This window comes from Pseudomonas sp. SIMBA_068 (assembly GCF_046534705.1).
GTDB classification, from domain to species: domain Bacteria; phylum Pseudomonadota; class Gammaproteobacteria; order Pseudomonadales; family Pseudomonadaceae; genus Aquipseudomonas; species Aquipseudomonas putida.
Genome location: NZ_JAWRYI010000010.1, coordinates 157,770 through 170,205 on the forward strand (window position 1 = coordinate 157,770; position 12,436 = coordinate 170,205).

General features: G+C 58.5%; 11 protein-coding genes. 5 read left to right on the forward strand and 6 right to left on the reverse strand.

Features of this window, described 5'->3' with window-relative positions:
- Window positions 1-86: 86 nt before the first annotated feature.
- From yidC to rpmH, 4 genes are read right to left on the reverse strand one after another with little or no spacing between them, the layout of a single operon-like run.
- Window positions 87-1,769, reverse strand: coding sequence for a membrane protein insertase YidC (gene yidC / locus SB756_RS22005; protein WP_410911848.1), 1,683 nt, complete (start codon window positions 1,767-1,769; stop codon window positions 87-89).
- Between the two features lie 2 nt (window positions 1,770-1,771).
- Window positions 1,772-2,017 carry a membrane protein insertion efficiency factor YidD gene (gene yidD, locus SB756_RS22010; RefSeq protein ID WP_080642832.1) on the reverse strand — a complete coding sequence of 82 codons (246 nt, stop codon included), beginning with the start codon at window positions 2,015-2,017 and terminating at the stop codon, window positions 1,772-1,774.
- Window positions 2,010-2,414, reverse strand: a complete 405-nt coding sequence (rnpA, locus tag SB756_RS22015; protein ID WP_003253166.1) for a ribonuclease P protein component — start codon at window positions 2,412-2,414, stop codon at window positions 2,010-2,012. The genes yidD and rnpA overlap by 8 nt, the downstream gene beginning before the upstream one ends.
- A 13-nt stretch (window positions 2,415-2,427) precedes the next feature.
- A complete protein-coding gene (gene rpmH, locus SB756_RS22020; protein ID WP_003253163.1) occupies window positions 2,428-2,562 on the reverse strand; it encodes a 50S ribosomal protein L34 in 135 nt (44 codons plus the stop codon).
- A 596-nt stretch (window positions 2,563-3,158) separates the two neighbouring features.
- Between rpmH and dnaA the strand changes: the two genes are divergently transcribed.
- The 4 genes from dnaA to gyrB are packed head-to-tail and all read left to right on the forward strand — an operon-like array spanning window position 3,159 to window position 9,391.
- Window positions 3,159-4,703: a chromosomal replication initiator protein DnaA gene (gene dnaA / locus SB756_RS22025; RefSeq protein WP_341797174.1), complete on the forward strand. Its 1,545-nt coding sequence runs from the start codon at window positions 3,159-3,161 to the stop codon at window positions 4,701-4,703.
- 40 nt (window positions 4,704-4,743) lie between these two features.
- Entirely contained in the window at window positions 4,744-5,847 is a 1,104-nt protein-coding gene (gene dnaN / locus SB756_RS22030; RefSeq protein ID WP_016497344.1) for a DNA polymerase III subunit beta, read from the forward strand.
- Window positions 5,848-5,862: 15 nt separating this feature from the next.
- On the forward strand, window positions 5,863-6,966 hold the full coding sequence (recF, locus tag SB756_RS22035; RefSeq protein WP_341797175.1) for a DNA replication/repair protein RecF: 1,104 nt from the start codon (window positions 5,863-5,865) through the stop codon (window positions 6,964-6,966).
- A 4-nt stretch (window positions 6,967-6,970) separates the two neighbouring features.
- The gene (gyrB, locus tag SB756_RS22040) at window positions 6,971-9,391 is read left to right on the forward strand and encodes a DNA topoisomerase (ATP-hydrolyzing) subunit B (RefSeq protein WP_016497346.1); all 2,421 of its coding nucleotides are present in this window, start codon (window positions 6,971-6,973) and stop codon (window positions 9,389-9,391) included.
- 63 nt (window positions 9,392-9,454) lie between these two features.
- On the opposite strand, the gene SB756_RS22045 is transcribed toward gyrB, so the two are convergent.
- On the reverse strand, window positions 9,455-9,862 hold the full coding sequence (locus SB756_RS22045; RefSeq protein WP_019470311.1) for an RcnB family protein: 408 nt from the start codon (window positions 9,860-9,862) through the stop codon (window positions 9,455-9,457).
- A gap of 163 nt (window positions 9,863-10,025) precedes the next feature.
- Window positions 10,026-11,318 (reverse strand): sigma-54 interaction domain-containing protein, encoded by a 1,293-nt coding sequence (locus SB756_RS22050; RefSeq protein ID WP_410911851.1) that lies wholly within the window; start codon window positions 11,316-11,318, stop codon window positions 10,026-10,028.
- Window positions 11,319-11,538: 220 nt separating this feature from the next.
- Here SB756_RS22050 and SB756_RS22055 point away from each other — a divergent pair, with 220 nt between their 5' ends.
- On the forward strand, window positions 11,539-12,423 hold the full coding sequence (locus SB756_RS22055; RefSeq protein WP_353457299.1) for an MBL fold metallo-hydrolase: 885 nt from the start codon (window positions 11,539-11,541) through the stop codon (window positions 12,421-12,423).
- Window positions 12,424-12,436 lie beyond the last annotated feature (13 nt).

A 12,436-nucleotide genomic window follows, 5' to 3' on the forward strand; every position in this document is an offset into this window, starting at 1 on the left:
TCGAAAGCCTCTACGACAAAAACGACAGATAGCAAAAACGCCCCACGAGGGGGCGTTTTTTATTCACAGGCTAGCGTACTAGCCCGTCAAGCAGCAGCTTTTTTGGTGGCTGCTTCGATACGGCGAGTGATGTACCACTGCTGCGAAATCGACAGGCAGTTGTTCACAACCCAGTACAGCACCAGACCAGCCGGGAACCACAGGAAGAAGAAGGTGAAGATGATCGGCATCATTTTCATCACCTTGGCCTGCATCGGATCTGGCGGCGTCGGGTTCAGGCGCTGCTGGATGAACATGGTGGCGCCCATGATGATCGGCAGGATGAAGAACGGATCCTTGATCGACAGGTCGGTAATCCACAGCATCCATGGGGCCTGGCGCATTTCTACGCTTTCCAGCAGTACCCAGTACAGGGCCAGGAATACCGGCATCTGCACCAGGATCGGCAGGCAGCCGCCCAGCGGGTTGATCTTCTCTTTCTTGTACAGCTCCATCATCGCCTGGGACATCTTCTGGCGATCGTCACCGAAGCGTTCTTTCAGCGCGGCGAGCTTGGGCGCAACAGCACGCATACGTGCCATGGAGCGGTAGCTGGCAGCCGACAGCGGGAAGAACAGGCCTTTGATCAGCATGGTCAGCACGATGATCGACCAGCCCCAGTTACCCAGCAGGCTGTGGATATGTTGCAGCAGCCAGAAGATTGGCTGGGCGATGAACCACAGGAAGCCGTAGTCGACGGTCAGTTCCAGGCCTGGGGACAACTCTTTCAGCTTGGACTGGATCTTCGGGCCGGCGTACAGCATGGCGCTGGTTTCGACCTTGCCACCAGCAGGGACGCTGAGGGCTGGGCCGGTGTAGCCGATGATGTAGTTGCCCTGGCTGTCCTTGCGAGTCTGGACAACGTTGTTGTCCGACTTGGCCGGAATCCAGGCGGTTACGAAGTAGTGCTGCAGCCATGCAACCCAGCCGCCGGACACATTTTCTTTCAAACTACCTTTGTCGATGTCCTTCATCGAGACCTTTTTGTAAGGCTCGGAAGCTGTCCACAGGGCTGCGCCCAGGTAGGTGGCGGTGCCAGTGGCAGTGCTCGAGGACGGATCGCCGCTGGCGTCGCGCTTGAGCTGGGCAAACATGTTGCCGCTCCAGGCCTGGTCGCTCTGGTTGTCGATCAGGTAGCTGACATTCAGGTCGTACTCACCGCGCTTGAAGCTGAAGCGCTTGATGTAGTTGATTCCGTTGTCGCTGAACTTCAGGTCGACCACCAGTTGTTCCTGGCCATCGGCCAGCTGGTAGCTCTTCTGCTCGGCGGCATACAGCGGGCGGCCGCTGGCGCGGGCATCCGGGCCGTTGGCACCGGTCAGACCGCTTTGGGCCAGGTAAACACGCTCACCACCGTTGTCGAACAACTGGAACGGAATGTTCGGGTGGTCTTGACGGCGTGGGTACTTCGGCAGGTTCAACTGGACGATGTCACCACCGACCGGATCGATAGCCAGTTCCAGAACGTCGGTCTTGACTCGGATCAGGTCCTTGCTGAGTGCGACCGGTGCCAGTTCGGCAGGGCTCGATTCGGCGTTGGCGCTCGGCACATCGGCGCTGGCGCCGTTGTTACCGGCCGGCACGCCATCGGGCAAGCCCGGCGCAACAGTGCTGGCAGCAGTATTCTGAGTCGGCAGGGCAGCCTGGCCGTAGTCATCGTTCCACTTCAGGACCATGACGTAGGACACGACTGCCAGCGCGGCGATCAGGATCGTGCGTTTAATATCCATGATTACTCGGCTATCGAAGAAGTTCGGGAGGAAGGAGCGGGTGGAACGGGGTCGAAACCGCCGTCATTCCACGGATGACAACGCCCCAGGCGACGAACGGCCAGCCACCCACCACGCCAGACGCCATGGTTTTCGATGGCTTCATAAGCGTAACAGGAGCAACTGGGGAAAAAACGACAGTGGTTGGCCATCAGAGGACTAATGGCGTAACGGTAAAACTGGATCGGAACGAGTGCCAGTTTACGCATCTTGACTGTCTACCCCTGCGGAATTGGCGGTGACTGCTGGAGTTGGCCGGCTGCGCGCCAGACGTTTCCAGAGTTTGCCAAAGTGTTGGTGCAATTCCGGGTTTTCTATCTCACCCAATCCCTTGCGCGCGACGATCACGATGTCCAACCCGGCAAGCAACTGCTGGTTCAGGCGAAAGGAATCGCGCATCAAGCGCTTGAGGCGGTTGCGTTGAACGGCGAGCTTGACGCTCTTCTTGCCGATCACCAGGCCGAGACGAGGGTGATCGAGACCGTTCTCGCGAGCAAGGATCAGCAGGTTTTTCCCTGGAACCTTGCCGGTTGGGGAGTCGAAGACCGCTTTGAAGTGTCGGGGTGTAAGCAGTCGCTTTTCCCGACTGAAGTCCTGACTCACCACCTGTGCCGAAAAATCAAATGGCCAGACGCTTACGGCCTTTGGCACGACGACGCGACAGAACGGCGCGGCCGTTTTTGGTAGCCATACGGGCACGGAAACCGTGGGTGCGGGCGCGCTTGATGGTGCTTGGTTGGAAAGTACGTTTCATGGCGTGTTACCTGGTTTGTCGACGACGGGCCGGGATGGCCCCCTTTTTAAGAGACCGGCGATTCTAGAGAAAGCAAGCCCATAGGTCAATTTCCAACCAGCCTTTCCCTATAGGGCGTGTGATGGACGGTGCTTGCTCGTCCATCCTCGACGGGATGCTTGATCGGACAGACGAATCGGGGACAACATGAAAAAAAAGAAGAGACATATAAAAAGCTTTTCTGAAGAACTTATAGATATTAGGTGGATAACCTTCTGTGGATAACCTTCTGTAGGCCACAAAATTCGCCATGTACAGAGTTTTAAAACTTTGTTCTCAACCGGTGCTGCGCTTGTTTTCATCGTGGTCGAAAGCTGTGGATTAAAATGGTACTTACCCACAGCAGAGTTATCAACAGACTACGACCTAGGGTTGTGCATAGCCCTCATGGTCGCTTATCCACAGGTCTTATGCACAGTGCGGAGAAGTCGTTTTGGTCGATAAATGGCTGTTTTGTCATGGTTCCTAACGTGTCCACATGTGGATAACTGAACGCTCGACCGGTACAATGTCGGATTGTTTTTGCCTCATCCGGCTTTCAAACTCAGGGGATATCCGTGTCAGTGGAACTTTGGCAGCAGTGCGTGGAGCTTCTGCGCGATGAACTGCCTGCCCAGCAATTCAACACCTGGATCCGTCCGCTACAGGTCGAAGCCGAAGGCGACGAGTTGCGCGTCTATGCGCCTAACCGTTTCGTTCTCGATTGGGTCAATGAAAAGTACCTGGGCCGCTTGCTCGAGCTGTTGGGTGAAAACGGCAGCGGAATTGCGCCTGCCCTTTCCTTATTAATAGGCAGCCGTCGCAGCTCGGCTCCGCGGGCTGCGCCCAACGCGCCAGTCAGCGCTGCCGTGGCCGCTTCGCTGGCGCAGACTCGGGCGCAGACCCAACCTCAGAGGCCTTTGCCGGTAGCGGCCGCAGTCGAGCCTGCGGCTGTAACAGCGGCAGAGCCTGTGCTGGTCAATGAAATGGCCGAGCCGTCGTCGCGTGACAGCTTCGATGCCATGGCCGAGCCCGTCTCGCCGCCAGCCAGCAATACCCGGACCGAACAGCGCACTGTGCAGGTGGAAGGTGCGCTCAAGCACACCAGCTACCTGAACCGCACCTTCACTTTCGACACCTTTGTTGAAGGTAAGTCGAACCAGTTGGCGCGCGCGGCTGCCTGGCAGGTGGCCGATAACCCCAAGCATGGCTACAACCCGCTGTTCCTGTATGGCGGCGTGGGCCTGGGTAAAACCCACCTTATGCATGCTGTGGGTAACCACCTGCTGAAGAAGAACCCGAACGCCAAGGTCGTGTACCTGCACTCGGAGCGCTTCGTCGCAGACATGGTCAAGGCGCTGCAGCTCAACGCCATCAACGAATTCAAGCGCTTCTACCGTTCGGTGGATGCGTTGCTGATCGACGATATCCAGTTCTTTGCTCGCAAAGAGCGCTCGCAGGAAGAGTTTTTCCACACCTTCAACGCCCTGCTTGAGGGCGGCCAGCAGGTAATTCTTACCTCTGACCGTTACCCCAAGGAGATCGAAGGCCTGGAAGAGCGCCTGAAGTCGCGCTTTGGTTGGGGGCTGACGGTGGCTGTAGAGCCACCAGAGCTGGAAACCCGCGTAGCGATCCTGATGAAGAAGGCCGATCAGGCCAAGGTCGAGCTGCCACATGATGCGGCCTTCTTCATTGCCCAGCGCATTCGCTCCAACGTACGTGAGCTAGAAGGTGCACTGAAGCGGGTGATTGCCCACTCGCACTTCATGGGCCGCGACATCACCATCGAGCTGATCCGTGAGTCGCTGAAAGACTTGCTGGCGCTGCAAGATAAACTGGTGAGTGTGGATAACATTCAGCGAACCGTCGCCGAGTACTACAAGATCAAGATCTCTGATCTGTTGTCCAAGCGTCGTTCGCGTTCTGTCGCGCGTCCACGTCAGGTGGCCATGGCCCTGTCCAAGGAGCTGACCAACCACAGTCTGCCGGAAATCGGCGACATGTTCGGTGGTCGCGACCACACGACCGTGCTGCACGCCTGCCGCAAGATCAACGAATTGAAGGAATCCGACGCGGACATCCGCGAGGACTACAAGAACCTGCTGCGGACGCTGACGACCTGATGGCCGTCTGCGCAGCTAATTGAAGGCAAGGGACTAGACCATGCATTTCACCATTCAACGCGAAGCCCTGTTGAAACCCCTGCAACTGGTCGCCGGTGTCGTAGAGCGCCGTCAGACCTTGCCGGTCCTGTCCAACGTATTGCTGGTCGTACAAGGCCAGCAACTGTCGTTGACCGGTACCGACCTGGAAGTCGAACTGGTAGGCCGCGTACAACTGGAAGAGCCGGCCGAGCCTGGCGAAATCACTGTGCCGGCGCGCAAGCTGATGGACATTTGTAAAAGCCTGCCGAACGACGCCCTGATCGATATCAAGGTCGACGAGCAGAAACTGTTGGTGAAGGCCGGCCGCAGCCGCTTCACCCTGTCTACCCTGCCAGCCAATGACTTCCCGACTGTGGAAGAAGGCCCGGGTTCGCTGACCTGCAACCTGGAACAGAGCAAGCTGCGCCGTCTGATCGAGCGCACCAGCTTCGCCATGGCCCAGCAGGATGTGCGCTATTACCTCAACGGCATGCTGCTGGAGGTTTCCCGTAACACCCTGCGCGCAGTTTCCACTGACGGCCACCGCCTGGCGCTGTGCTCCATGACCGCGCCGATCGAGCAGGAAGATCGCCACCAGGTCATCGTGCCACGCAAAGGTATCCTGGAACTGGCTCGCCTGCTGACCGACCCGGAAGGCATGGTCAGCATCGTCCTGGGCCAGCACCACATTCGCGCCACAACCGGTGAATTCACCTTCACTTCCAAGCTGGTGGATGGCAAGTTCCCGGACTACGAGCGTGTACTGCCCAAGGGCGGCGACAAGCTGGTGGTTGGTGACCGCCAGGCGCTGCGTGAAGCCTTCAGCCGAACTGCGATTCTTTCCAACGAAAAGTACCGCGGTATTCGCTTGCAACTGGCTGCTGGCCAACTGAAGATCCAGGCCAACAACCCTGAGCAGGAAGAAGCTGAAGAAGAGATCAGCGTGGACTACGAAGGTAGCTCGCTGGAAATCGGCTTTAACGTCAGCTACCTGCTGGACGTGCTGGGCGTGATGACTACCGAGCAAGTTCGTCTGATCCTGTCCGACTCCAACAGCAGTGCGCTGCTGCAGGAAGCTGGCAATGACGATTCTTCCTACGTTGTCATGCCGATGCGCCTGTAACCTGTAGCAGGCGCAATGTCCCTTCGACGGATCATGGTCACCGCGGTGCGCAACTTGCACCCGGTGACCCTCTCGCCCTCCCCCCGCATCAATATCCTTTTCGGCGCCAATGGCAGTGGCAAGACCAGTGTGCTTGAAGCTGTGCACTTGCTCGGGCTTGCGCGGTCATTTCGCAGCACCCGCCTGAACCCGGTCATCCAGTATGAGCAGTCTGCCTGTACCGTATTTGGTGAAGTGCAGCTGGCTGAAGGTGGCACCAGTAACCTGGGTGTCTCTCGAGAGCGGCAGGGAGAATTCACCATACGCATCGATGGGCAGAATGCACGTAGCGCCGCCCAACTGGCGGAACTGTTACCGCTGCAGCTCATCAACCCAGACAGTTTCCGGCTGTTGGAAGGTGCCCCGAAAATACGCCGCCAGTTCCTGGATTGGGGTGTGTTCCACGTGGAACCTCGTTTTTTGCCAGCCTGGCAACGGCTGCAGAAGGCGCTGCGGCAGCGGAACTCATGGTTGCGTCATGGTACACTTGACGCAGCTTCGCAAGCCGCCTGGGACCGGGAATTGTGCCTGGCCAGCGCGGAAATAGATGAATACCGTCGCAACTACATCAAGGCCTTGAAGCCTGTCTTCGAGCGAACCCTGAGCGAACTGGTCGAGCTGGACGGGTTGACCCTGAGCTACTACCGAGGCTGGGACAAGGACCGGGAACTGCAAGAAGTACTCGCATCCTCTCTCCTTCGCGATCAGCAGATGGGCCATACCCAGGCCGGTCCGCAGCGTGCTGATCTGCGTCTTCGTCTGGCTGCCAATAACGCGGCCGACATCCTGTCGCGTGGTCAGCAAAAGCTGGTGGTGTGCGCATTGCGCATTGCCCAAGGCCACCTCGTCAGCCAGGCTCGTCGCGGTAACTGTATTTATCTCGTGGATGACTTGCCGTCCGAACTGGACGACAAGCATCGCCGCGCGCTGTGCCGCTTGCTTGAAGAATTACGCTGCCAGGTTTTCATCACCTGTGTAGATCACGAATTACTGAGGGAAGGCTGGCAGACGGAAACGCCAGTTGCTTTGTTCCACGTGGAACAAGGCCGTATCACCCAGACCCACGACCATCGGGAGTGAAGGCATGAGCGAAAATCAAACGTACGACTCCTCTAGCATCAAGGTGCTGAAAGGTTTGGATGCCGTACGCAAGCGTCCCGGCATGTACATTGGCGACACCGATGATGGTAGCGGCCTGCACCACATGGTCTTCGAGGTGGTCGACAACTCGATCGACGAAGCCCTCGCCGGTCACTGCGATGACATCACCGTCATCATCCACACGGACGAATCCATCAGTGTGCGCGACAACGGTCGCGGCATTCCGGTCGACGTGCATAAAGAAGAAGGCGTTTCCGCAGCCGAGGTCATCATGACCGTACTGCACGCCGGCGGTAAGTTCGATGATAACTCCTACAAAGTATCTGGCGGCTTGCACGGTGTAGGTGTTTCTGTTGTGAACGCCCTGTCCGAGAAGCTCGTGCTGACCGTTCGCCGTAGCGGCAAGATCTGGGAGCAGACCTACGTTCACGGCGTACCACAAGCGCCGATGGCTGTTGTCGGTGAAAGCGAAACCACCGGTACGCACATCCACTTCAAGCCGTCGGCTGAGACCTTCAAGAATATTCACTTCAGCTGGGACATCCTGGCCAAGCGTATTCGCGAGTTGTCGTTCCTCAACTCGGGCGTTGGCATTCTGCTGAAGGACGAGCGCAGCGGTAAGGAAGAGTTCTTCAAGTACGAAGGCGGCCTGCGTGCGTTCGTCGAGTACCTGAACACCAACAAGACGCCAGTCAACTCCCAGGTGTTCCACTTCAGCGTTCAGCGTGAAGACGGCGTGGGCGTGGAAGTTGCTCTGCAGTGGAACGACAGCTTCAACGAAAACCTGCTGTGCTTCACCAACAACATTCCACAGCGCGACGGTGGCACCCACTTGGTGGGCTTCCGTTCTTCGCTGACCCGTAGCCTGAACAGCTACATCGAACAGGAAGGCCTGGCCAAGAAGAACAAGGTGGCGACCACGGGTGACGACGCCCGTGAAGGCCTGACCGCGATCATCTCGGTGAAGGTACCGGACCCCAAGTTCAGCTCGCAGACCAAAGACAAGCTGGTTTCCTCGGAGGTGAAAACCGCCGTGGAACAGGAGATGAACAAGTACTTCTCTGACTTCCTGCTGGAAAACCCGAACGAGGCCAAGGCCGTCGTTGGCAAGATGATCGACGCTGCTCGTGCGCGTGAAGCGGCACGTAAAGCCCGCGAGATGACTCGCCGCAAAGGTGCGCTGGATATCGCCGGCCTGCCAGGCAAGTTGGCGGACTGCCAGGAGAAGGACCCTGCCCTTTCCGAACTGTACCTGGTGGAGGGTGACTCCGCAGGTGGCTCGGCCAAGCAAGGTCGTAACCGTCGTACCCAGGCGATCTTGCCGCTGAAGGGTAAGATCCTCAACGTCGAGAAAGCACGCTTCGACAAGATGATCTCGTCCCAGGAAGTGGGCACGCTGATCACTGCGCTTGGCTGTGGTATCGGCCGCGAAGAGTACAACATCGACAAGTTGCGTTATCACAACATCATCATCATGACCGATGCTGACGTTGACGGTTCGCACATCCGTACCCTGCTGCTGACCTTCTTCTTCCGTCAGTTGCCGGAACTGGTCGAGCGTGGCTACATCTACATTGCCCAGCCGCCACTGTACAAGGTGAAAAAAGGTAAGCAGGAGCAGTACATCAAGGACGACGAGGCCATGGAGGAATACATGACCCAGTCGGCCCTTGAAGACGCTAGCCTGCACCTGGACGAGTCGGCCCCAGCGGTTTCTGGCGTGCAGCTGGAAAGCCTGGTGAACGAATTCCGTAGTGTCATGAAGACCCTCAAGCGCCTGTCGCGTTTGTACCCGGAAGAGCTGACCGAGCACTTCGTCTACCTGCCTGAGGTGACCCTGGAGCAGTTGGGTGACCACGCGGTGATGCAAGCCTGGCTGGCCAAGCTGCAGGAGCGTCTGAACTCCAGCCAGAAGTCTGGCCTGGCTTACAACGCCAGCCTGCGTGAAGACAAAGAACGCAACGTATGGCTGCCGGAAGTGGAAATCACCTCCCACGGCCTGGCCAGCTACATCACGTTCAACCGTGACTTCTTTGGCAGCAATGACTACCGGACCGTCGTCAATATCGGTGCCAAGCTTTCCAGCCTGTTGGGTGAAGGTGCTTACGTACAACGTGGTGAACGCCGTAAGGCAATTGTCGAGTTCAAGGAAGGCCTGGACTGGCTGATGAACGAGACCACCAAGCGCCACACCATTCAGCGATACAAAGGGCTGGGTGAGATGAACCCGGACCAGCTGTGGGAAACCACCATGGACCCGACCGTTCGCCGTATGCTCAAGGTCACCATCGAGGATGCGATCGCTGCTGACCAGATCTTCAACACCCTGATGGGTGATGCAGTCGAGCCGCGTCGTGAGTTCATCGAAAGCAACGCGTTGTCGGTGTCCAACCTGGACTTCTGATCAGGTGTAAAACGACAGACACTAAAAAGCCCGCTGATGCGGGCTTTTTAGTGTCTGCAAAAATCAGTAGCCGGTAAGAATGTTCACGATCCTGCCACTGGCGATCGACATCAATACATAGTCGCCGTTCACATACAACCAACGGTGATCGCGTGGTGGTGCATACAGGTGGCGCGCTTTCCAGTCGGTTACCCAGTAACGGTCACCACGGTAATGCGGGTCAACGGCATGACCACGCTGCCATTGCTGATGAGGTACCGGCATGCCTTGTTGTGGACGGAAGTTCGGATCACGGTAAGCAGGACCGCGGCCATTGTCATGTCGGCCCTGTTGCTGGGGCTGACCATGAGGCGAGTTGCCTTGGTGCGATGGGCCGCCATCATGTCGGTCTGGTGGGCCCGGCTGCGCGAAGCTGGCCAACGGTGCGCTGAACATGAGCGCGGCGCAGATCACGGTTAGGGTTTTCTTCATTTGTTGCGGTCCTCTGCCTGTTAACGCCCGGTTGTCACTGTCTGGGTACCGGGTGTGGTTAACCAATCAGACCACGGTTCTAGCCGTTTAATGTAAGGGCAGAGGTAAAGGTCGGGTAAAGGTGCAGGTGGGGCGAACACCGTGGGAGCGTTGCCGATACTCGTTAATTCAGCCCCAGGGCCTTCAAGCGGCGATAGAGCGTGCGTTCACTCATGCCAAGATGGCTGGCAAGTTCGCTACGCGAGCCCTTGAACTGGTCCAGCGCCTGCGCCAGCTCACCCAAGTCATTACGACGGCCGCTTCCTTTCAGCGCCCCCACCGGCCCGATATCTTCCGGTAAGTGCTCAGGTCGAATCAGCCCGTCATCGGCAAACAGACGCGCCCTTTCCAGGATGTTGCGCAGCTCGCGGATATTGCCCGGAAACGCATGCAACCTAAGTTGCTGCAAGGCATCGTCACTCAGCCTGGGCGTCGGCTTGCCAGACATGCGCTGGAGCAGGCTCTGCGCAAGCAGCGGCAGATCTTCCACCCGCTCTCGCAATGCAGGCAAGCGGATCGGGAAACCGCTGATACGGTAATACAGGTCTTCACGGAAGGTGCCATCCGCAACCATCTGTTTGAGCGGCTTGTGGGTGGCCGATACCAGGCGAAAATCCGAATGCACCGTGCGCAGGCTGCCCACCGGGCGGAAGCTGCCAGACTCGATCAGACGCAGCAGCTTCACCTGCATCGCCGGCGGTACTTCGCCAATTTCGTCGAGGAACAGGGTGCCGCCATGGGCCGCCTCAGCCAAGCCGATCTTGCGTTGGTTGGCACCGGTGAACGCGCCTTTCTCATAGCCGAACAACTCGCTTTCGAACAACGACTCCGTCAGGCCAGTGCAGTCGACCACCACCAGCGGGCCGTTTGCTCTGGGGCTGCCCATGTGCACCGCACGGGCGAACAGTTCTTTACCACTACCCGACTCGCCTTGCAGCAGCACCGGGATCTGCGCTGGCGCCGCACGTTGCAGGCTGGCCAAGGCAGCCTTGAAAGCTGGGGCCCGGCCGACCAGGCCTTGCTCCTGAGGTTGCGCTGACGCGAGGGTGATGGTGGTCAGGCGTTCGACAAAGGCCACCACCCTGCCCTGTTCATCCAGAATCGGGCGCAGCTCGACGTCGACATGCTCGGGGCCGCGTGGTGTGTGATGAACATGCAGCACTCGCTCGGGCACCTTGCTGTCCCAGGCCTTGCGCATGGGGCAATGCTCGCCGGCCTGGTCGCACGGTACGGCGTAATGGTGCGACACCTTGTGGCACTTCTCCCCCAGCGGGGCTTGGTCATGGTGGCCGAACTGGCGGCGATAGGCGGCGTTGGCGGCCAGGATGTTGTAGTCGGTGTCCAGCACGATGGCCGGCAGGGCATCGTGCTCAAGGTAGGAAACCAGAGCTAGGATGAGGGGATGGGCTTCAGGCATGACGGCACCGTTTGGATGACTGAGCAGCGTAACAAGGACTGCCAAACACTGCCATTGGCTGACAGTCGACTGCCACCTGCTCTGCCACTGCTGCTGCCAGTTGTCTGCAACGGGCCGGTTTCCTTGGCCCAAGCGCGCTGAAAAGGCTGGCATGCATCTTGATAAACCTCCTGTCACTGCCTACGCCTTGCAAGGCGGGGCGGATAAATTGGAGAACGTGATGATCATCGGCAACAACCTGCACGTGGACGCCTTTTACGATGAGGCGACCTCGACCATCAGCTACCTGGTCATGGACCGTGAAACCCGGCAATGCGCGTTGATCGACAGCGTGCTGGATTACGACCCCAAGTCCGGGCGCACCTGCAGCGCTTCGGCCGACCGCCTGATCGAACGCGTGACCGAACTGAATGCCAGCGTGCGGTGGGTACTGGAAACCCATGTACACGCCGACCATCTTTCAGCAGCCGCCTACCTGAAGGAAAAGCTGGGCGGCCATACCGCTATCGGCGCGCACATCACCCAGGTGCAGAAAGTATTCGGGGCCTTGTTCAATGCAGAACCTGGCTTCGCCCGTGATGGCAGCCAGTTCGATGTGCTGCTCGAAGACGAGGAAGGGTTCCGTATCGGCAACCTGCACGCCCGGGCACTGCACACGCCCGGGCATACGCCCGCATGCATGAGCTTCATGATCGAAGACGCCGGCGAGATCGCGGTGTTTGTGGGTGACACCCTGTTCATGCCCGACTACGGCACTGCCCGCTGCGACTTCCCTGGGGCCGATGCCCGTACCCTGTATCGCTCTATCCGTCGTCTGCTGGCTTTCCCCGACCAGACCCGGCTGTTCATGTGCCACGACTACCTGCCAGGTGGCCGCGACATGCAGTACGTCACCACCGTGGCCGAGCAGCGCGCCAGCAACATTCATATTCACCAGGGCATCGATGAGGACAGTTTCGTCGCCATGCGCGAAGCCCGTGACAAGACCCTCGACATGCCGGTGCTGATCCTGCCTTCGGTGCAGGTGAACATGCGCAGCGGCCAGCTCCCCGCGCCGGAAGAGAACGGCGTGAGCTATCTGAAAATCCCGCTGAACAAGCTGTAACCGCCCTGCCCCA

Coding starts and splice junctions, on each gene's coding strand:
- yidC (WP_410911848.1), bottom strand. CDS start 1,769: ATGGATATTAAACGCACGATCCTGATCGCCGCGCTGGCAGTCGTGTCC.
- yidD (WP_080642832.1), bottom strand. CDS start 2,017: ATGCGTAAACTGGCACTCGTTCCGATCCAGTTTTACCGTTACGCCATT.
- rpmH (WP_003253163.1), bottom strand. CDS start 2,562: ATGAAACGTACTTTCCAACCAAGCACCATCAAGCGCGCCCGCACCCAC.
- dnaN (WP_016497344.1), top strand. CDS start 4,744: ATGCATTTCACCATTCAACGCGAAGCCCTGTTGAAACCCCTGCAACTG.
- recF (WP_341797175.1), top strand. CDS start 5,863: ATGTCCCTTCGACGGATCATGGTCACCGCGGTGCGCAACTTGCACCCG.
- gyrB (WP_016497346.1), top strand. CDS start 6,971: ATGAGCGAAAATCAAACGTACGACTCCTCTAGCATCAAGGTGCTGAAA.
- SB756_RS22045 (WP_019470311.1), bottom strand. CDS start 9,862: ATGAAGAAAACCCTAACCGTGATCTGCGCCGCGCTCATGTTCAGCGCA.
- SB756_RS22050 (WP_410911851.1), bottom strand. CDS start 11,318: ATGCCTGAAGCCCATCCCCTCATCCTAGCTCTGGTTTCCTACCTTGAG.
- SB756_RS22055 (WP_353457299.1), top strand. CDS start 11,539: ATGATCATCGGCAACAACCTGCACGTGGACGCCTTTTACGATGAGGCG.